At 46.2% G+C, this 21,563-nt stretch carries 17 protein-coding genes; 7 read left to right on the plus strand and 10 right to left on the minus strand.

Translation table 11 applies throughout. From position 1 onward, the window contains the following. Positions 1-15 precede the first annotated feature (15 nt). The 3 genes from folP to rlmE form a co-directional block, all read right to left on the minus strand. Positions 16-846 (minus strand): dihydropteroate synthase, encoded by an 831-nt coding sequence (gene folP / locus J4N39_RS11915; RefSeq protein WP_252019614.1) that lies wholly within the window; start codon positions 844-846, stop codon positions 16-18. Positions 847-906: 60 nt separating this feature from the next. After that, entirely contained in the window at positions 907-2,865 is a 1,959-nt protein-coding gene (ftsH, locus tag J4N39_RS11920; RefSeq protein ID WP_252019616.1) for an ATP-dependent zinc metalloprotease FtsH, read from the minus strand. A gap of 144 nt (positions 2,866-3,009) precedes the next feature. Then, complete coding sequence (gene rlmE / locus J4N39_RS11925; protein ID WP_252019619.1) at positions 3,010-3,639, minus strand: 23S rRNA (uridine(2552)-2'-O)-methyltransferase RlmE; 630 nt, start codon at positions 3,637-3,639, stop codon at positions 3,010-3,012. Between the two features lie 130 nt (positions 3,640-3,769). Here rlmE and yhbY point away from each other — a divergent pair, with 130 nt between their 5' ends. Next, complete coding sequence (yhbY, locus tag J4N39_RS11930) at positions 3,770-4,066, plus strand: ribosome assembly RNA-binding protein YhbY (protein ID WP_252019622.1); 297 nt, start codon at positions 3,770-3,772, stop codon at positions 4,064-4,066. Positions 4,067-4,222: 156 nt separating this feature from the next. Here the strand turns inward: yhbY and greA are convergent, their stop codons facing one another. Continuing rightward, positions 4,223-4,696, minus strand: a complete 474-nt coding sequence (greA, locus tag J4N39_RS11935; protein WP_252019625.1) for a transcription elongation factor GreA — start codon at positions 4,694-4,696, stop codon at positions 4,223-4,225. 555 nt (positions 4,697-5,251) lie between these two features. Between greA and J4N39_RS11940 the strand changes: the two genes are divergently transcribed. Both J4N39_RS11940 and dacB read left to right on the plus strand, forming a co-directional pair. Beyond that, positions 5,252-6,262, plus strand: a complete 1,011-nt coding sequence (locus J4N39_RS11940; RefSeq protein ID WP_252019627.1) for a porin — start codon at positions 5,252-5,254, stop codon at positions 6,260-6,262. 122 nt (positions 6,263-6,384) lie between these two features. Next, positions 6,385-7,764, plus strand: coding sequence for a serine-type D-Ala-D-Ala carboxypeptidase (dacB, locus tag J4N39_RS11945; protein ID WP_252019630.1), 1,380 nt, complete (start codon positions 6,385-6,387; stop codon positions 7,762-7,764). 13 nt (positions 7,765-7,777) lie between these two features. On the opposite strand, the gene J4N39_RS11950 is transcribed toward dacB, so the two are convergent. Both J4N39_RS11950 and tyrS read right to left on the minus strand, forming a co-directional pair. Then, positions 7,778-8,605, minus strand: coding sequence for a magnesium transporter (locus J4N39_RS11950; RefSeq protein ID WP_252019633.1), 828 nt, complete (start codon positions 8,603-8,605; stop codon positions 7,778-7,780). Positions 8,606-9,019: 414 nt separating this feature from the next. After that, entirely contained in the window at positions 9,020-10,207 is a 1,188-nt protein-coding gene (gene tyrS, locus J4N39_RS11955; RefSeq protein WP_252019635.1) for a tyrosine--tRNA ligase, read from the minus strand. A gap of 119 nt (positions 10,208-10,326) precedes the next feature. Between tyrS and shyC the strand changes: the two genes are divergently transcribed. Then, positions 10,327-11,640, plus strand: a complete 1,314-nt coding sequence (shyC, locus tag J4N39_RS11960; RefSeq protein ID WP_252019638.1) for a peptidoglycan DD-endopeptidase ShyC — start codon at positions 10,327-10,329, stop codon at positions 11,638-11,640. A 97-nt stretch (positions 11,641-11,737) separates the two neighbouring features. Here the strand turns inward: shyC and J4N39_RS11965 are convergent, their stop codons facing one another. The 4 genes from J4N39_RS11965 to erpA form a co-directional block, all read right to left on the minus strand. Then, positions 11,738-12,799, minus strand: coding sequence for a glycosyltransferase family 9 protein (locus J4N39_RS11965; protein ID WP_252019642.1), 1,062 nt, complete (start codon positions 12,797-12,799; stop codon positions 11,738-11,740). An 88-nt stretch (positions 12,800-12,887) separates the two neighbouring features. Then, positions 12,888-16,004, minus strand: coding sequence for an efflux RND transporter permease subunit (locus J4N39_RS11970; protein ID WP_252019645.1), 3,117 nt, complete (start codon positions 16,002-16,004; stop codon positions 12,888-12,890). Positions 16,005-16,013: 9 nt separating this feature from the next. Further along, positions 16,014-17,096 carry an efflux RND transporter periplasmic adaptor subunit gene (locus J4N39_RS11975; protein WP_252019648.1) on the minus strand — a complete coding sequence of 361 codons (1,083 nt, stop codon included), beginning with the start codon at positions 17,094-17,096 and terminating at the stop codon, positions 16,014-16,016. A gap of 194 nt (positions 17,097-17,290) precedes the next feature. Then, a complete protein-coding gene (gene erpA, locus J4N39_RS11980; protein WP_252019651.1) occupies positions 17,291-17,632 on the minus strand; it encodes an iron-sulfur cluster insertion protein ErpA in 342 nt (113 codons plus the stop codon). A 225-nt stretch (positions 17,633-17,857) separates the two neighbouring features. Between erpA and hemL the strand changes: the two genes are divergently transcribed. The 3 genes from hemL to rsmC all read left to right on the plus strand — a co-directional run bounded on the left by hemL (position 17,858) and on the right by rsmC (position 21,499). Beyond that, positions 17,858-19,150 (plus strand): glutamate-1-semialdehyde 2,1-aminomutase, encoded by a 1,293-nt coding sequence (gene hemL / locus J4N39_RS11985; RefSeq protein WP_252019654.1) that lies wholly within the window; start codon positions 17,858-17,860, stop codon positions 19,148-19,150. 177 nt (positions 19,151-19,327) lie between these two features. Beyond that, positions 19,328-20,413: an AI-2E family transporter gene (locus J4N39_RS11990; protein ID WP_252019657.1), complete on the plus strand. Its 1,086-nt coding sequence runs from the start codon at positions 19,328-19,330 to the stop codon at positions 20,411-20,413. A 63-nt stretch (positions 20,414-20,476) separates the two neighbouring features. After that, positions 20,477-21,499 (plus strand): 16S rRNA (guanine(1207)-N(2))-methyltransferase RsmC, encoded by a 1,023-nt coding sequence (rsmC, locus tag J4N39_RS11995; protein WP_252019672.1) that lies wholly within the window; start codon positions 20,477-20,479, stop codon positions 21,497-21,499. Positions 21,500-21,563: the final 64 nt, after the last annotated feature.

Below are 21,563 nucleotides of genomic sequence, written 5' to 3' on the forward strand. Positions count from 1 at the left end.
TATTCCCTGTTTATTTTATTGATTTGCTTGAGTCATGCGTACAATCGCCATCGCATCGGCGGTTTCTTGCACGTCATGGACTCGAATTATTTGTGCGCCTTTCATCGCCGCAATGGTTGCACAGCTTACACTTGCAGCAACGCATTCTGCAGGTTTTTTGTCTAAAAGCTTGAATAGCATCGACTTGCGCGACATGCCCGCAAGGATAGGTAAACCAAACTTATGGAAGCTTTCCAAATTCGCCAACAGCGAGTAGTTGTGCTCAAGAGTTTTACCAAAGCCAAACCCAGGATCTAGCACCAACTGCGACTTATCAATGCCGACCGCTTCACAAGTCGTAATTCGCTCACTCAAGAATTGACCGACATCTTCAATCAGATCGCCATAACTTGGACTGGTTTGCATGGTGCGGGGCTGGCCTTGCATATGCATTAAGCAGATAGGCACATTCGCTTCTGCAGCCACCTCTAACGCACCAGGCTCTTGCAGTGCTCGAACATCATTGATCAAGTCTGCACCAGCAGCAATTGCTTGACGCATCACTTCAGCCTTGCTGGTATCGATGGATATCCAGACATCGCTCACCGCTCTAAGCGCTTCAATGACCGGAATCACTCTATCAAGCTCTTGTTGCAGTTCAACGTCGGGAGCACCCGGACGAGTGGATTCACCACCGATATCAATCAGCGTTGCTCCGGCCGCGATCATCTGCTGGGCGTGCTCAATGGCTTTATCAATTCGATTGAACTTTCCACCATCTGAAAAGGAGTCAGGAGTCACGTTCAAAATCCCCATCACCTGAGGTGTAGAGAGATCGAGCGTTTTGTTTTTGGAATGTAGGATCATAGCAATATAAACACAAAAACCCCGAGCAATACTCGGGGCTTTATTTTAAGACATTAGTGATTAAGAATCTTTGTCAGCACCATCTTGTGGTTTGCTTTCAGATACTTCGTCAGCTTTAGCTTCTGCTTTTTCCTCTGGCTGTTCTTCAGCTTTTGGCTCAGCTTTAGCTTGGTTTGATGCTTCTTGAGCAGCCGTTTGGTCACCCCAGCCTGCTGGCTCACGGATAACTTCCTTACGCTCCATCAAGTCATCAATCTGACCTGCGTCAATGGTCTCATACTTCATTAGCGCATCTTTCATCGCATGCATGATGTCCATGTTGTCTTCAAGGATCTTCTTGGCGCGGTCATAGTTAGAATCGATGATTTTACGAATTTCATCATCAATCAACTTAGCGGTATCGTCAGACATGTGTTTGGTCTGAGTTACGCTGCGACCTAGGAATACCTCACCCTCTTCTTCAGCATAAAGAAGTGGACCCAGTTTTTCCGAGAAGCCCCATTGTGTCACCATCTTACGTGCAATATCAGTCGCACGTTCGATATCGTTAGAAGCACCAGTCGATACCTTATCAGCACCGTAGATTAGCTCTTCTGCCAGACGACCACCGTATAGGCTCGATACCATAGACTCAAGATGCTGACGAGACATGCTCACGCGATCTTGCTCTGGTAAGTACATAGTCACACCCAGTGCACGACCACGTGGGATGATAGATACTTTGTACACAGGATCGTGCTCAGGTACTAGACGACCAACGATAGCGTGACCCGCTTCGTGGTATGCCGTTGACTCTTTGATCTCTTCAGACATCACCATAGAACGGCGCTCAGCACCCATCATGATCTTGTCTTTTGCCAGTTCGAACTCAACCATAGAAACGTTGCGCTTGTTACCACGCGCAGCAAATAGTGCTGCTTCGTTAACTAAGTTTGCGAGATCTGCACCAGAGAAACCTGGGGTACCACGTGCAATCAGTGATGGCTCAACATCACCAGCCAGTGGAACCTTACGCATGTGTACTTTAAGGATTTGCTCACGACCACGTACATCTGGTAGACCTACTACTACTTGACGGTCAAAACGACCAGGACGAAGTAGTGCAGGGTCAAGTACGTCTGGACGGTTAGTCGCAGCAATAACGATAATACCTTCGTTACCTTCGAAACCATCCATCTCAACTAGCATCTGGTTTAGGGTTTGTTCACGCTCATCGTGACCACCACCTACACCAGCGCCACGTTGACGACCGACAGCATCAATCTCATCGATAAAGATGATACATGGTGCGGCTTTCTTCGCTTGTTCGAACATGTCACGCACACGCGATGCACCTACACCGACGAACATTTCTACGAAGTCAGAACCTGAGATAGTAAAGAACGGTACTTTCGCTTCACCAGCAATCGCTTTTGCTAGTAGCGTTTTACCTGTACCCGGAGGACCAACCATCAATACGCCCGTTGGGATCTTACCACCCAACTTCTGGAAACGGCTTGGGTCACGTAGGTAATCTACTAACTCTTTCACGTCTTCTTTGGCTTCATCACAGCCAGCTACGTCAGCAAAAGTCGTTTTGATTTGCTCTTCGCTCATCATACGTGCTTTGCTCTTACCGAACGACATAGCACCTTTGCCACCGCCGCCCTGCATCTGGCGCATAAAGAAGATCCACACACCAATCAACAGAATCATTGGGAACCAAGAAATAAAGATGGTTCCTAGCAGGCTCTGCTCTTCTGGTGGCGTACCTACCACTTTAACGTTTTGATTAATTAGATCATCCAACAGCTTGCTGTCATAAACAGGCATGTAAGTGACGTAACGCGAGTTATCACGACGAACGAAAACAATCTCTCTGTCCTTAAACTGCGCTTCTCTAATCTGGCCTTGGCCAACTTCCTGTACAAACGTGGTGTAGTCTACTGTTCTGCCATTAGATTCCCCAGGGCCAAAGCTCTGGAAAACTGACATCAGCACAACGGCGATAACAAGCCACAAGATTAAATTTTTTGCCATGTCACTCAAGGTGTCAGCCTCGCGATAACTATTTGTAATTAAAAGGTAGGGTACTACAGATTCATAACTGTAGCTATAGTGTTAATTTGTAACTGGGTGTTTAGAACAAATCTCGTTCAACCAGCGAAATCAACCGTTTCGGTGTTAACCTTTGTAGCCAGTAGCTACAACGAACACTTCGCGCGAACGAGCACGAGACGAATCAGGTTTGCGAATCTTCACGACCTTAAACATTTCTCGACACTCTTTCACATATTGGTCAAAGCCTTCACCTTGGAATACTTTAACCACAAAACTGCCGTTTGGAGCAAGCACTTGGCGACACATATCCAATGCCAGTTCGACAAGATACATCGCACGCGGCTGATCAACTGAATTGTTACCTGCAATATTAGGTGCCATATCAGACATCACGACATCGACCATGTCAGGTTGAATACGTTCAAGCAAAGCATCTAACACCGACTCTTCACGGAAATCACCCTGCAAAAAAGCCACACCAGCAATCGGGTCCATTGGCAGAATGTCACAAGCGATAATCTTGCCTTGGTCGCCAACCACTTTTGCTGCAAATTGAGACCAACCACCCGGTGCAGCCCCAAGGTCAACAACGGTTTGTCCCGGTTTTAAAAGTTTGTCTTTCTCTTGAATTTCTTCAATTTTAAAGATAGCACGAGAACGATAACCTTTCTTACGAGCTTCGTTTGCGTACTTATCATCAAAGTGTTCTTTCAACCATCGACTAGAGCTAGCCGAATGTTTTTGTTTACTCATTTGAATCCTAATTTGATCAAAGGTCTATAAGACTAGTCTATTCACAATTTGAATAAACGGTAGTCTTCCAGCATAGATGGCGTTAAAATGCGGGTTTTCAACCCTAATAGTAAAGAAATTTGGTCGCGTAATGAACCTAAGCACAAAACAAAAACAGCATCTCAAAGGCCTTGCACACAGTCTGAAACCTGTCGTGCTTATGGGCGCAAATGGATTAACTGAGGCTGTGCTTGCGGAAATCGAAATCGCTCTAGATCACCACGAGCTGATTAAAGTAAAAGTCGCGTCAGAAGATCGCGAGACGAAAAACCTAATCATCGACGCTATCGTTCGTGAAACAGAAGCAGAAAAAGTGCAAACAATTGGTAAGACACTTGTTCTGTACCGTCAAAGCGAACAGCGCAAGATTGAAATCCCACGTAAATAACTAATATTTAGTTATCCAACGTAAAAAAAGGTCGCATCAAGCGACCTTTTTTGTGTCCATAGAAAAGCCTAGTCTTTTGCTTTTCCCTTAAGCGAAGCGCCCCTTAGCCCTGCGTCCGTTAGCAACGCGTCCGTTAGCAAAGCGTCCGCTTAACGATCAAATATACTCAACCTTATCAATATCATAATCACGCACACCACCCGGAGTCGTGATAGATACTTCATCGCCTTCCATCTTACCGATCAGGCCGCGAGCGATTGGTGAGCTCACCGAAATCTTACCCGCTTTGATGTCTGCTTCGTGGTCACCAACAATCTGATACGTAGACTCTTCATCAGTGTCAACATCAATCACGGTCACTGTGGTACCAAAGATAACCTTGCCAGTGTTTTCCATGTTTGCCACGTCAATGACTTGAGCAACAGACAGTTTGTATTCGATATCACGAATTTGAGCTTCACAAATACCTTGCTCTTCACGAGCTGCGTGGTATTCCGCATTCTCTTTAAGGTCACCCAGTTCGCGCGCCTCTGCAATCGCTTCAGAAATCACAGGACGACGCTTTAACAATACATCAAGTTCATCACGTAGTAATTTCTCACCACGTACAGTCATTGGGACTTTTTCCATTCTATACCTCTCAGCTAAAGAAGGTGATTCTCTAAAAGACACCTTTCTTCAGACAACAAAACCCCACTCGAAACGAATGATGTTCAAGTGAGGTATAAATTCAAATCGTGTTTTGGTTAGTGTAATCAAAGTTATCTTTCAGGTCATCTAAAAAAGGTGATATCGATCACACAACCTAATTCATTCAATAAGTTAGAGATCTATCACATTCTGTAGGGCAACAGCCAAAGGTGCGCCACATCACATAAATAAACAAAAAACAAACACAAAAATAATGTTTTACAAGCCAGTTCAAATTTCAATCAAACCATTGTTTAATAAATATATTTTTTCTAAATAAATATAATAAAACAGTGTTCACTATTGGTTTTTATATCATTTTACTACCGATGAGATGAACTTTCGGGGTACAACATCATCACCTAAGCAAATGCGAGCCACATCACTAATCGGGTTGCCTAACACGATTTATGAATTGGCTGGCAATTATAAGAGTGACGCAGAATCCACTGCCCGCTCAAATTTCACGGACTATCAATTAGGACTTAGAAAGCAATGAACAAAAAAATGATTGCTCTTGTTGTAGCTGCTGCTGCAAGCACTGGCGCAACTGCTGCTGAAGTTGCAAAAACTGAAGACTCTTCTCTAGCTATCGGTGGTCGTATCGAAGCTCGTCTAGCTATCCAAGATGGTAAAGCTGAAGACCAGTCTCGCGTACGTCTAAACGTAGCAGGCGAAACTCAAATCGCTGACGGTCTAACTGGTATCGGCTTCTACGAAGGCGAATACAAAGCGACTAAGTACAACTCTACTGACAACAAACATGATACAGATACTCTAGAGCATCGTTACATGTACACTGGTGTTGCTGGTGACTTCGGTAAAGTAACTGTAGGTACTGTAAACGGTTCTCTACAAAAAGTGACTGACTTCACTGATATCATGTCTTACCACGGTAACGGTGCAGCTCCTAAGCTAGACGTAGCTGACCGTCCTGACCGCTCTATCGCTTACGCAGGTGAGTTCGCAGGTCTTGAAGTTCGTGCTAACTACGCATTCGAATCAGCTGTTGCAAACAGCGAAGGTAAACTAGAAGGCGAGAAAAACTCTGGTTACGCTCTATCTGGTATCTACAACATCGGTGAGACTGGCGCTCGTGTAACTGCAGCTTACGCTCAGCAAGATAACGGCGAAACCAAAGAAAACAAACAAGCGATGGCTGGTGCTTCTTACGAACTAGGCAACATCTACGTTGCTGGTCTTTACACTTACGGTAAAGAGAACGTAACTGGCGCTGACAACACTAAAACTAACGGTTACGAACTAGCAGCAGCTTACAAACTAGGCCAAGCGAAATTCACTACTACTTACAACCGTCTAGACAACGAAGTTGGTAGCTCTGCTGCTGAAAAAGCAACTGACGCAATCGCAGTTGACGCAACTTACTACTTCAACGCTAACTTCCGTACTTACGCTTCTTACAAGTTCAACCTACTGAAAGAAGAGAAAGTTGGCGCTATCAAGTCTCAAGACCAAGCTGTTCTAGGTCTACGTTACGACTTCTAATTTAGCCTTAGCTAAATTCTAGTCTGATAAACGTCCGCTTTATGCGGGCGTTTTTGTTTGTATGGCATGTATGAAACCTGCTGCTATACTGCTCACTTCTATTAAAAGTCAGCGGATAGACTATGCGACAGCTTGTTTTCATTGCCCTTCTTCTCTCTGGTAGCTGCTGGGCTACTCTCCCTGTTGATAAACTGCCCGATGGTAGCCGCACTGCTTTTGTCAGTGGCGATTTATCTCATACCACTTCGCAGCAAAGCCAAGATCAGCTTTTTCCGCCGGCGAGCACATTAAAAGTCATTACCGCTTTGGCGGCTAAACTTGAGCTAGGCGATGAATTTCGTTTTTCAACTCGGCTTGAACGTGTTGGTGCTGAATATGTACTGCGTTTTAGTGGTGACCCGACGTTAACCAGTAAAGATTTGGCCTCGCTACTCAAGCAAGCTAAAGTCAATGGATTGAAAGAGATAACCAACCTCTACTTAGATGGCTCTGTTTTTACTGGTTATGAGCGTGGTGTGGGCTGGCCGTGGGATATTCTAGGGGTTTGCTATAGTGCGCCTGCAAGCGCCATTACTTTAGATAAGAACTGTGTGCAAGCGTCAATCAAAAGTTTGCCAAACGGAAGAACGGAAGTTTTCGTGCCTTCGCACCAACCCATCACTGTCTCTACGGTGGCGATTGCACTTAATAAGGTGAGCAAGAAGAGCAATCAGTGCGATCTTGAGCTCACTACGACCAAAGGCAATAGCTACCACCTTTCCGGTTGTATGCTTAAACGTGATAAGCCGCTGCCGCTCAAGTTTGCTCTGCAAGACACTGTTGACTACACCGAGCATGTACTAAAACGACTACTCAATGAACAAGGCATTAAACTTAAAGGACAGATCCGCCACAAGAGTGTTGAGCGCCAAGGCAAGCTAATCGCCGTTCATCAATCACAATCCCTAGTGCCACTTTTGGATGTAATGCTCAAACAGTCCAATAACCTGATTGCGGACAATCTTACTAAAGCTTTAGGCAATGCGTTCTTCCACCAGCCAGGCAGTTTTGCAAATGGCGCAGAAGCGATAAAACAGGTCCTATTTACCCATACTGGTATCGACCTAACCCAAGCAGTGTTCACAGATGGCTCAGGGCTATCCAGAAACAACCGCATTACCGCTCAAGACATGGCGAAAGTATTGCAATACATTTGGCAAAACGACTCGACACTCAACCTCATCGCTTTGCTGCCAGTGGCGGGAGAAAGTGGCACCCTTTTGTATCGAAAAAGCATTCGCAAAGCACCTTACAAAGGGGCAATCCAAGCCAAAAGCGGCTCTTTGTTTGGTACCTACAACCTTGCGGGATACATCCTCGATGAGAGTGGTGCGCCTAAAAGCTATTTTGTGCAGTTCGTAACCGATTATCACCCAATAAAAAGGGACGATGCACCTAAGGTGCTCGCCCCTATCTATCAGTTTGAACAGGCACTATATAAAGACCTGCTGGCTAAGCCGTAAATCAGGCCTTAAATCAATTTAATCCCAAGAAATAGTTCACTACGTTGAAGTAGATCCAGATCCCTGAGATATCGACCACAGATGCCAGTACTGGGCTCACCAGTACGGCAGGGTCGAGCTTGCAAGCTCGTGCCAAAATCGGCAATACACCACCTAAAGTGGTCGATAATGTCACCTGAATGAACAGTGCCACTGCGATAGCCAATGCTATGGTATTTAAGTCAAAGCCACCCGTTGAGCTGCTGCCACTAAATAGCAACACTCGGCACAAAATAACCACGGCAATCACTGCAGCCAAACAGAGTGCAATTCGACTCTCTTTCCATATTACATCTAGCCACTGGCGCTTTTTGAGCTCACCTGTGGCGAGCGCCCTGATGACCAAGGTTGCCGCCTGTGAGCCCGTATTACCACCAGCGGCAGCAATGACCGGCATATAGACAGCAAGTAGCACCAGTTGGCTCAAAGTGTCTTCGTACTGAGCAATAATGAGTCCTGAAACGATGCCAAGCAAAGCCAAGGCCACAATCCAGCCAACACGCTGGCGGAAGTGAGCAATGACACTGGTGCTTAAATAATCTTTTGCCGTTTCGGCTTCAGAAAAGTTTAACCCCAATTGCATAGCATAGTGACGAGCTCGTTTATTCGAGCCTTGCGCCTCCAATTGGTCCAAAAACCAATGCACGTCAGAAACTTTACAGTTATGTAAGATCTCCACTGCTTCCTCTATAGGCATCACGCCTAATAAATGAAGCTGAGTCTCTTTGTCGTATTGCAAAAATGCGCTGTGAGCAGCGCCAATTTCATCGGCTGAAAATAGCGATGGTTGAATTACCGTCATGGCGAATCTCCCGATTAGCGGTAACGACCATAAAACACGCCTACCCCTGCGTTTTATCGCATCAAAGGAAGTAAAATGTGCTCTATATACTGCTGATAAACCCTCAAAGGTTCATCGGCATGCCCAGGAAGCAGGAGAAAAATTGGGGGAAAAGTTGGGTGTTGAAAAGAATTTTTTCGAAAGATTCCCTACCACTAAGGTAGGGCGGAGTCGCCAATACCGAAGCGGTTATTTTTCTCCCTGACTACTTGGGGGATGGTCGGTATTGTTCATGTTTAACTCCGAAAGTGACTGCAAATCGCAGCGGAGCGAATTATAACACTGAGATCTAGCTCACGCTAGGTGGTAAAAGGTAAGTTTTAGGTAAAAAAATGGCTCCTTCATGAGGAGCCATTTTTAAATCAAACCAATCAATTACTTGATAGTAACACGAGCAAATTTACGTTTACCGACTTGATAAACCGCAGTGCCAGCTTCTGGTACCCATTTGGTATCTTCAATCTTAGCACCATCAAGTTTCGCTGCGCCTTGACGGATCATACGCATAGCGTCAGATGTAGAGTTTACAAGACCTGCCTCTTTGAGCAGGTTAGCAATTGCAATGCCTGCGTCAAACTCAAACTCTGGCATCTCTTCAGGCATCGCACCTTTTTGGAAACGGTTAATGAACTCTTGCTCAGCCGCATCTGCGTCCGCTTGAGAGTGGAAACGCTCGATGATTTCTTTCGCCAATAGGATCTTGATATCACGAGGATTCTTACCAGCTTCTACGTCAGCTTTAAACTGCGCGATTTCCGCTAGTGGGCGGAAAGATAGCAGCTCGTAGTAACTCCACATTAAGTCATCAGAGATGGACATGATCTTACCAAACATCTCGCTTGGTGCTTCGCTAATACCGATGTAGTTGTGCGCAGACTTCGACATCTTCTTCTCGCCATCTAAGCCAACGAGTAGAGGCATAGTAAGCACAACTTGAGGCTTCTGACCGTGCGCTTTTTGCAGTTCACGCCCCATCAGTAGGTTGAACTTCTGGTCAGTACCACCAAGCTCAACGTCTGTTTCCATTGCTACTGAGTCATAACCTTGTAGGAGTGGATACATAAACTCATGGATAGCAATTGGCTGACCGCCTGTGTAACGCTTTTTAAAGTCATCACGTTCTAGCATACGTGCAACGGTCTGGTTCGCCGCAAGACGGATCATGCCTTCAGCGCCTAACTCAGATAACCACTCAGAGTTGAATGCAATCTTAGTCTTAGCTGGGTCTAGGATCTTGAACACCTGCTCTTTATACGTTTCTGCATTACGCAGCACGTCTTCGCGAGTCAGTGGTGGGCGAGTGGTATTCTTGCCCGTCGGATCACCAACCATACCGGTAAAATCACCGATAAGGAAAGTCACATCGTGACCTAGCTCTTGGAACGCACGCAGTTTGTTCAGGATAACTGTGTGGCCTAGGTGGATATCAGGTGCAGTTGGATCGGCACCCAGTTTGATGCGAAGAGGGCGGCCCTCTTTCAATTTGGCAATCAGTTCTTCTTCTGGAATCAGTTCGTCAACACCGCGCTTGATCTCCGCTAGTGCCGTTTCCAAATTCGCCATTTTTGTTCACTCCCACAGATTTGGCAAAAAAATTACATCACGACAGTGTACTTGAATAGCACTCGGTTTTGAAACCAGTTAGACTCGGATATTAGTTATTTTCTTTGAATCGGATTCAAATGGCTAAGTTTGCTCGTCTGCCGCTTGTGCACAAACTATGGATTGTCTTTTTTACTGCGATTGTCGTGTTCGCACTCTTCTTTCTACCCGACACTAAACAGCTCAAATCTCAAGGCACGACTTTAGAAATCGGCAAGCACTACCCATTAACCATTAATGTTGAAGCGCTGAATCCGAGTGTCGAAGTGATGCCGACCTCTCTCATTCGCTGGGAAACCTATACCGTGCAGTCTGGAGAGAGTGCCGCCCTGCTGTTCAATCGAATTGGCCTTTCTGCAAAACTGCTTCACCAGTTGATCAGCAGTGACAAAGAGATTAATCGCCAGCTTTCTAGACTTCGTCCGGGCAACAAACTTCAATTTGGTTTTGACGAGCAAAATGAACTGGTACAGCTCAATCGCAAACTAACAGAATTTGAAACGTTCAAGATCACCCGCTCAGACGACGGGTTTAGTTCCACGACCTCTACCAAACAAGTCGATATCCAATACAATTATTCAGAGTCAGAAATCACCTCAAGCTTTTGGAATGCAGGTGTGAGTGCTGGGTTAACCGCTAACCAGATCATGGAATTGGCAGGTATTTTCGGCTGGGATATCGATTTCGCACTAGATATTCGCAAAGGCGACAACTTCCAAGTTTTGTATGAAGAAAAACTGGTAGAAGGCGAGAAGCTCGGGCGTGGCAACATTATTGCCGCTGTGTTTACCAACCAAGGCGATACCTTTAAGGCGATTAGAGACCCAAAAACAGGGGCCTACTACGATGAAAATGGCCGAGCGATGAAAAAAGCTTTCCTGCGCTCACCAGTCAACTTCCGATACGTAAGTTCCAACTTTAACCCTCGCCGTTTACACCCGGTAACCGGGCGAGTAAAACCTCACCGAGGTACGGACTATGTGGCTCCAGTAGGTACTCCAATTTGGGCAGCAGGTGACGGTATCGTCGAGAAAGCTGGCTACAATAAATTCAACGGCAACTATGTGTTCATCCGCCACAGTAACACCTACATCACCAAATACCTGCACCTTAAAAAGCGCAAGGTAAAAACTGGCCAACGAGTCAAGCAGGGCCAAACGATCGGTACGCTCGGCGCTACAGGTCGAGTCACTGGCGCACACCTACACTATGAGTTTTTGGTTAACGGCGTGCACAAAAACCCGCGCACGGTAAAACTGCCGCAAGCCAAATCCTTAAAAGGCTCGGCGAAACAAGCCTTCATCGGTGAAGCGCAGCAACGTCTGGCTCAACTCGAAAAGTATCAACACCTAATGATGCCAATCGATGAAACCAAACTTGCTGCCAACAACTAGACCCAAAAACGCAAAAGCTCGGTTCACCAACAATGAACCGAGCCCCTTAAAACCTTAATCCCTTAAACCCTTAAACCCTTAAACCCTTAAACCAAGCCTACTTGTTCAACCCAACCTTCTCAAAAACCGCCTTAGCATCTAGGTTATCCAACCCTTCCACTTCTGCGCAGTTGGCGCCTAGAAGTCCATAACGCTTGGTATCCGTATGGGTGAAAATACCGATACAAGTAGCATCTGCTGCATCTGCTAAATGAAGCGGTCCAGTATCACAACAGATAAAAGCATCAAGCTGTTTCAAAACTGCCGCTAAATGGCGCATATCACTGGATTGAAAAGTCTTACGACCAGATTCGAGTGCAGAAGTGATATCAGGGCTTAAAATTTCCACCCATTGGATAGGCTGCGGCGCACCTTGCTCGAACTTAGCCAAAATGTCACGCCACTGCGCCTCAGATAAAAGCTTATCGCCACGAGCCCCTCTGAAATAGGCCATAGTAACGCCCGGATGATCACCTTTTAGCTCATCAGCTACAGATTGCCCCTTGATCAACTCATCATTACCAAACGCCATGGTGTGATCATATTGAGAGTCCACAGGTAGCCCCATCTGTACCAACACATCCAAGCTATTAAGTGCAGCGTGAGGCAAACACTCACCACGAGGTATTGAGTGGGGAGCAGCAGGTAAACGGCGCTGGTTATATTCTGCCACTTTGTTTTTTGCATCTAACATCGCACACATCATGGCGTCACCCACCGAACTATATGGCACAAGCACCAAGTCATACTGATTGCGACGCAGTTTGCCCATGCAGCTCAGCCATTTACCAAGCTGTTTGAATGAGAAGTGCGAGTAATCCATTTGCCCAAACCCCATATGAGCAAAGACTTGGCCCTGCCAAGGTTCATTGAGCAACAGATCGATTTGTGCGTCTGGATACTGCCTGCTCACTTCACGCAAAAATGGCAGCATAAAGTACATATTGCCAATGCGCTTATTGTTACGGATAACGATAATACGTTTGACCTGTTCAGGCGCTAATAAGTCTTTTTGCAAGCTCTTGTTATTCGACAGCATTTTGTAGAGAAGCGTTTCCAGCCCGCCCATTTTGTCGCGGCGATAACTGTCAAATTGACGCAAGGCGTTTTTAATACTCATAGTGGTGAATCAGATCCTTTAGAAACAAAAAAGCGCTTAGATGCAATCAGCTAATCATTGCAAACTAAGCGCTCGATTCTAGCATAAGTTAAGGACTAGGTTGCACTTCCTGCGGCTTAGCTTCAACTTTGGGTTCTCGACCAAGCATCAGCAAGCAAGGTGTTAGTACCAAGGTCAAAACGGTTGCAAACGCTAACCCTCCTGCCACGGCAGTTGCCAATTGAGACCACCACTGTGTACTCGGAGCACCAAACTCAATCTTTTGGTTAATTAAGTCGACGTTCATCTCCAGTACCATCGGCAACAAGCCGAGTATCGTCGTTACCGTAGTTAACATTACCGGGCGCAAACGCTGCACCCCAGTGCGCAAAATTGCTTCTTGCTTTTCAAGCCCTCGCTTACGCAACTGGTTATAGGTATCAATCAACACGATGTTGTTGTTCACCACGATACCTGCCAAAGCGATTACCCCGATGCCCGACATGATGATGCCAAACGGTCTTTGGAAGATAAGCAAACCGGCAAATACACCCACGGTGGAAAACAGCACCGCACTCAAGATCAAGAAAGCTTGGTAGAAGCTGTTGAACTGAGTTATCAATATCAGCGCCATTGCCGCAAGGGCAACTAAGAAGGCGTTCTGCAAGAAAGCAGATGAGTTTTCTTGCTCCTCATTTTGACCACGGATTTTGTACTCAATACCCGTAGGCAAGTCGAGCTCTGCCAACGCCTCCGCAATTTTTGGCAATTCTAGTGCAAGGTTATATCCTTCCGCCATATCAGCCTTAATACTTAGTACTCGATGACCATCCACACGGTGAATCGTGTCCTGCTTTTGGTCTGGCGTGATGCTCGCAAAGTTAGTAATTGGCACTAGCCCCGCTGGCGTTTTGATTCGTAACTGGTCAAAACGGCCTATGTCACGCTTATCTTCTGGGAAGCGCACCAAGATATCGACCTCTTCGTTTGAATCATCCGGTAAGTAATCACCAATTTTCAGACCATTGGTCACAAACTGAACCGTATTACCCACTAAGGTCGCATCAGCAGCAAAGCGTGATGCATCATCACGACGGATATCTATTTGCCAATCAATACCTGCTTTGCTCGAGTCATCACTAATGTTAGTAAAGGCTGGGTTGTTATCTGCCCAGTGTCGAACAATCTTTGCAGCATCGTCGAGATGAGTCGGTATGCGGGCCGACAGCTCAATCACTAAGTCATTCTCTACCGGAGGACCAGCTGCAGGGAATTTGTACTCAATTTCCACACCTGCAAAGGTGTCCGTCACCTCACGAAGCTCTTCGATGATGGTTTTGACTTTACGGCGGTACTGCCAATCCACAGGCGTGATGGTAATCACCCCTATTTCATCGTCACCACCAGTTTTGGTATAAACACTCTCAAACTCATCATGACCGAGCATCACTTCTTCTATCTCACGCATCAGCTTATCTTTCTCTTGAATAGAAAGATCACCATACGAACGTACTTTGACGTTAAAGCGAGGCGGATCAACATCTGGGAAGAACTCGGCCCCGAGGCCTGCCTTGCCATAACTAAAGCCAACTGCGACCGCCAGTAAGATAGCACTAAAAAGGATCTTAAGTGGATGTCTTACCGCAATGGCTAAGGTGTGATAGTAGAGCTTAGTGATGCCCGTCGCTTTAGAAAAATCACCATTATGCAGCGCAATCATCTTCTCTTGGTTTGCAGCAGAGACATGTTGCGGACGGCCAATGAGTCCCCCTAATACAGGCACAAATAACAACGCCATTACCAATGAAGCTGTCAGCGTTGCTATCAGCGTTAATGGCAAATACTTCATAAACTCGCCAGTCACATCAGGCCAGAACAATAGCGGTGCAAATGCGGCTAATGTTGTCGCTGTCGATGCAGTTATTGGCCAAGCCATGCGCTTCGCTGCGTCTCGATAAGCTTCTTTTCTTGGGGTGCCTTCTTGCATTCGCCTATCAGCAAACTCGGTAACTACAATCGCCCCGTCCACCAGCATGCCGACTGCCATGATTAATGCAAACAGCACAACGATATTGATGGTCAAGCCAAACACTGCTAGTGCCAATAGGCCCGTTAGGAAAGAGCCGGGAATGGATACGCCAACCAAGAAGGCCGTTCTCGCACCAAGGATAGCGATAATAACAATCACCACCAAAATGATTGCAGACAAGATGTTGTTCTGCAGATCATTAAGCATCATTTTAACGTCTTTAGATTGATCCCAAGTGTATTTGATCAATAAGTTGTTCGGCCAATCTTCACGTGCTTGCGCCGCTTCCAATACGGCTTTTACCAGCTCAACCGTTTCAATGATGTTTTCACCAGCACGCTTTTTCACATCCAAGACAATCGCAGATTCCCCATCCAATCGAGCAAAGCTCTCAGGGTCTCTAAATGCACGGCGTACGGTTGCGATATCACCAAAGGTAATCACTTGTTTGCCATCTACTTTCACTGGCAGTTCTAACACATCTTTCAATGAGTCAAACACCGATGGCACTTTGACTGAAAAACGCCCATATCCGGTATCAACAAAGCCAGCAGCAACCACCTTGTTGTTAAGCGCAATCAGATTATAAATATCGCCTTGATCTAAGCCGTAACTTTCCATCAGCAGTGGATCGACGATGATCTCAACCACGTCTTCACGATCACCTGCAATATCCACTTCGAGCACTTGTCGATAGCTCTCTAACTTATCGCGGATCTGGCGAGAAATTTGCACAATCGTACGCTCAGGCACAGTACCGTACAGGACCACCGATAACACAGGCTCTTCAGATGCCAAGGTCACTTCATTTACTGTTGGCTCATCGCTATCTTCTGGAAGCTTAGGTTTGGCAAGATCTACAGCCTCTCGTACATCGGCCATCGCCTTATCCAGATCCACCCCGACGTTAAACTCCAGCATTACAGAAGCGTGACCTTCGGAGGCCGTGCCTATCATCTCTTTCACCCCTTCAATTGAGCGTAGTTCTTGCTCAATAGGACGAACGAGCAAGCGCTCCGCATCGGTTGGTGAAATGCCTTGGTGTCCTACCGACACATAAATGATCGGTATTTGAATATCCGGACTGGACTCTTTTGGTATCGATAGATAAGTACCGACACCAGCAATCAAGATCATCACCAATAAGGTGATCATCGTTCGCGCTCTAGACAGCGCTGCGTCTATGACTCCAAACATGCTGCTCTCCTAGGGCTTTTGCACAGCGATGACAGGGTCGCCATCTCGGACAAAACCTTGCCCGACCGTGATGATGTTGACCGAATCGCCAAGGCCGGTCAGCCAGACACCGTCTTGCTCCGCTTTAACCAACTGAATCGGCACGAACTTAACCGTCTCTTCGACTAAGGTTTTTACCCCTAAGTTGCCGCTCTCATCCAAGGCCAACATCGCCGGAGTAACCTTGACCGCCATTTGCTCACCCAGCGTCAATGTCACTTCAGCACTGATACCTGCCGATATCTTCTGGCCCTGATTAGGAATTTGAATCTCGATTTCAAATGTGTTGGTTGCTGGAGAAGAAACGCGAGAAACGTAGCTAAGCTTACCTTGCATCTCAACATCCGTTACCAATCGAACATCGGCGGATTGGCCCAGTTGAAGTTGACCAATATGCTGCTCACTCACATCGGCTTCAATAAGAAGCACGGAAAGATCAAGCAAACTAGCCACAGGGTCTCCGATTCCAACAAAGTCCCCTTCTTCCACCATTAAATCATCAATATAGCCATCAAATGGCGCTTTGATTAAGGTATTTCGCAATGCCAACTTTACATTTTCTAACGAAGCTTTGGCATCGGTAAGAGCCGCTTGGGCGGTACTAAACGCCACTTCCCCTTGTAGGCCGCGATTTTTCAACGATTGCGCTGCTTTAAATTCTTTCTCTTTTACTGCCAGCATCGCTTTGGCTTTTTCCAATTGGATGTTTAAATCCCCTTTGTCGATTTGTGCGATCGGCTGACCTGCGGTCACCGCATCACCTTTATCCACTCTCAGGGCGATAATTTTTCCGGCAATTTCCGCACCGAGCTTAGCTTCACGTTTAGGTGCAGTGCGTCCATAAAGATCGATATTGCGAGCCGTAGGAGACGCATTGAAGGTTTCGTAAGCGACTTTAGCCAATGGCACTTGCTGCTCTTGCTTGTTTGCTTGCGGGTTTTCTTCGGCATGCAACATCCCCATTCCGAGCCAAACCGACAGGGCAATCAAACAGATAAGCGAAAGTATCCAAGGTCGTTGAGAAAAAAAGCCACTAACACGAGAGATAGGCATAACTGAATCCTTGTAAATGTTTTCTTTGCGACATCCAACTGCAAAGCATTCTTTTTTTGTGTAGAGAGAAAAGTGAGTGTAACTGTTTAATACGAGCAATAACTGTTCAAAGTTGCTACAAACGCAAAAAATTTGATAGGAATCTTATTTTAATAAAAAGCCCGCAATTTTGCGGGCTCATTCAATAGTTTAGATTAGACGCTAAACGAGGCGCCACAGCCACAGGTAGTGGTTGCGTTCGGGTTGTCGACAAAGAAACGAGAGCCTTCTAGCCCCTCGGTATAATCCACTTGACCGCCAACTAGATATTGCAGACTCATTGGGTCAACCACCAAGGTCACGCCTTGATTTTCAATAATCATGTCACCGTCATTCACTGACTCATCAAACGTGAAGCCGTATTGGAAACCACTACAGCCTCCACCCGTGATGTAGACGCGTAACTTAAGCTCTGGATTTTCTTCTTCAGCAATCAACACTTTAACTCGTGATGCCGCCGCATCAGAGAAGGATAGCGGAACTTGTACTTCGCTCACAAAGACCTCTCACAGTATGGTGCTAAACCTTTCAATAGTTCAGCTAATAGTAATCCGTCGATTATCCAATACCCGACTAATTCGTTCAAGTATTAATCGTCACTTGATTCACTCAATGAAAATGGGCAAACAGCACAAAAGCTAGGATCGCCCCAGATATCTATTAGAAACCACGAAACTTTGGGTTTACAATGCACGCGGATAAAAATTAATGAGGAACAATCCATGAGCAAGTCAGCTGATCTGTATCAAAAAGCTCAACAAACCATTCCAGGTGGCGTGAACTCACCAGTACGTGCATTCAACGGTGTCGGTGGCACACCACTATTTCTAGAACGTGCCGATGGGCCACTGGTTTTTGACGCAGATGGTAAAGCTTACATTGATTACGTAGGCTCTTGGGGCCCAATGATCCTAGGCCACAACCACGTTGCAATTCGCGATGCTGTCATCGATGCAGCGCAGCGCGGGCTGAGCTTTGGTGCGCCAACAGAAATGGAAATCACCATGGCTGAGTTGGTTTCTGAGCTAGTTCCATCCATGGAGCAAGTACGCATGGTAAGTTCAGGTACAGAAGCGACCATGAGTGCAATCCGCCTTGCACGTGGCTTCACAGGCCGTGACAAAATCATGAAATTTGAAGGCTGTTACCACGGCCACGCAGACAGCTTACTTGTAAAAGCTGGCTCTGGCGCTCTTACCCTTGGTCAGCCAAGCTCCCCAGGCGTACCAGAAGACTTTGCCAAGCACACGCTCACCGCAACATTTAACAACCTAGATTCTGTGCGTGAAATGTTTGCAGCTAACCCAGAACAAATCGCTTGTATCATCGTTGAACCTGTTGCAGGCAACATGAACTGTATTCCCCCTGTGGAAGGCTTCCTAGAAGGTCTGAGAGATATCTGTGACGAAAACGGTGCCCTACTGATTTTTGATGAAGTGATGACGGGTTTCCGTGTCGCTCTAGGTGGCGCACAAGCACACTACAACATCAAACCAGACCTAACCACACTAGGTAAAGTTATCGGTGGCGGTATGCCTGTTGGTGCTTTTGGCGGTCGCAAAGAAGTGATGCAATACATTGCACCTACTGGCCCAGTTTACCAAGCAGGTACACTATCAGGTAACCCTGTTGCAATGGCGGCAGGTTACGCTGCGCTAAATCTTCTTAAAGAAGAAGGCAACGAGAAACGTCTAGCGAGCAAGACCAAGCAGCTAGCTGATGGCTTCAAACAACTGGCAGACAAACACGGTATCCCACTAGTGGTGAACCAAGTGGGCGGCATGTTCGGCTTCTTCTTTACCGACAAAGAGAGCATCAGCTGTTACCAAGAAGTGACTGAGTGTGACATCGAGCGTTTCAAAACCTTCTTCCACTTAATGCTTAAACACGGTGTTTACCTAGCACCTTCAGCATTTGAAGCAAGCTTTACTTCTCTTGCTCACAGCAGCAAAGAAATCGAAGCAACGCTAGAGGCCGCGGATCACTGTTTCGCTCTTCTAGCGCAACAGGCTTAAACCTCACCGCTAACGTTAAAAAGCTGGCAATCTCGTTGTCAGCTTTTTTTATGCCCATTTACCTCCAATAAGGTTAAACCCCTCTAATATCGGTGGTTTATAAACAATTTAGATTTGATAAGTTGCCACTTTGTCGCCATCATTGGGTAAGAAACTTAGCCATACAGGACTTTGATTGTGCCAAATAAACTAAAGATGACATCAAGCCATTGGGTGCTTGTAGCAGCACTGCTTGCTGCGGCATGGGCATGTTATTTGTTAGTCGCACCTTATATTAACTCGATTGTTCTTGCGTTTATCATCTCACTGCTAATGTTCCCAGTGCACGAGTGGATAGAAAAGAAACTGCCTAAATACCCCAACTCCTCTGCGGTGATCTCTTGTCTGTTTCTGACGGTGATTATCGTTTTGCCTTTGCTGGCGGTGTTTGGCGCTATTGTGCAGCAAGCGGCGGTAGTCTCACAAAATGTCTATACTTGGGGCACCAATGGCGGCATGCAAGAAGCGCTCAATCACCCATATGTGACCACGCTGTTTGACTTCATTAATGAGTACTTGCCATTTGATGCTATTGAACCTCAGCAAATTGCTCAAAAGATCGCTGAGTTCCTATCCCAGTTTGGCACCCAGCTGGTGGCTATCAGCGCTAAGATTTTGGGTGATGCTACCAACTTCTTAATGGACTTCTTCTTGATGCTGTTTGTGTTGTTTTTCTTGCTGAGAGACCACGACAAAATCATTACCTCAATACGTCACATCATTCCGCTGTCTCGAAGCCAAGAAGATCGCTTGCTGGAAGAGATTGAACAAGTATCAAAATCTGCGGTATTAGGTTCCTTTTTGACGGCGATAGCGCAAGGCGTTGCGGGTGGCTTTGGCATGTGGCTGGCAGGTTTCCCTGGCCTATTTTGGGGCACTATGATGGGCTTTGCTTCCTTTATCCCCGTCGTAGGTACGGCACTTATCTGGGTTCCAGCCACTTTCTATCTATTTGTAAGTGGCGATACCAACTGGGGCATCTTCTTGCTGATCTGGAGTGTTGCAATTGTTGGCTCTATCGACAACGTGCTTCGCCCACTGTTGATGCAGGGCAGCGCAGGCATGAATACCCTAATGATCTTCTTCTCGCTACTAGGTGGTATCCAACTCTTTGGTCTGGTTGGACTTATCTATGGTCCACTGATCTTTGCCATCACTATCGTATTGTTCAACTTGTACGAAGAAGAATTTCAAACCTTCCTCAGCAAACAAGACAATAATTAAGTCTCTTCATCCTCTGGGCAGATTGTGCGACAATCTGCCCAAATTTTTATCTAAGTAATCCCTATGTCCAACTACACAGCTCCTAGCCAAATTGCCCAACGCCAACTCGAATACTTTGCCGATAAGAAGGTACTAGTAGCGGGTGAAGTTGAAGATCTTTTTGCCGTAGAGCTTGCCAAACACTGCCAATCGGTTGCCGTTTTCACCACCAACTATGGCCTCTACCGTCAATTTGAAGCCTATACGGATATTCAAAGATACTTTGGCGCTCAGTTAGAGGCGCAAGTGGACTGCGACATGCTGCTACTCTACTGGCCAAAAGCCAAAGCAGAAGCGCAATATTTACTCGCCATGTTAATGGACAAACTGGGCGTGGAGTGTGAAATTGTGGTGGTTGGCGAGAATCGCTCTGGGGTAAAAAGCATTGAGAAGATGTTTGCCCCGTATGGCCAGATCAAAAAATACGACTCTGCACGTCGCTGTTCTTTTTACTGGGGTCAGTGCTTAGAAAAAGCTGCACCATTTAACTTAGACGACTGGTACAAAGAGTATACACTGGCAGTAAACGAGCAAAATTTGATCATTAGAAGCTTACCAGGTGTGTTTAGCCACGGTGAGTTTGACCTTGGTAGCCAATTACTGATTGATAACCTCCCTTCTTTGAATGGTCGAGTATTAGATTTTGGTTGTGGCGCTGGCGTATTAGGCGCTTACATGGCGACTAAATACCCTCAGATCCAAATTGAGATGTGTGATATCAGCGCACTTGCCGTTGAGTCTTCCAAAGCAACTCTTGAAGCCAATGGTTTGCAAGGCAAGGTGTTTGCTAGCGACGTCTATTCCGACATTGAACCAGGACTGAATTACTTAATCAGTAACCCACCATTCCATGCCGGATTGGATACCAGCTACAGCGCTACTGAAACCTTGCTTGCTGATTCACCTAAATATCTCAAGCGTGACGGTGAACTGGTGATTGTCGCCAACAGCTTTCTTCGCTATCCGCCGATCATCGAAAGTGCGCTCGGGCAATGTGAAACCACAGCGAAAACTAACAAGTTCGCAATATATCGCGCTAAAAAGTAAGTCAATAAACAACCGCCTTCCGAGGCGGTTTTTTGGTCCTATATCGCAGAAAAACTGCGCTAAC

It is taken from the genome of Vibrio sp. SCSIO 43136 (genome assembly GCF_023716565.1).
Taxonomy (GTDB): Bacteria; Pseudomonadota; Gammaproteobacteria; order Enterobacterales; family Vibrionaceae; genus Vibrio.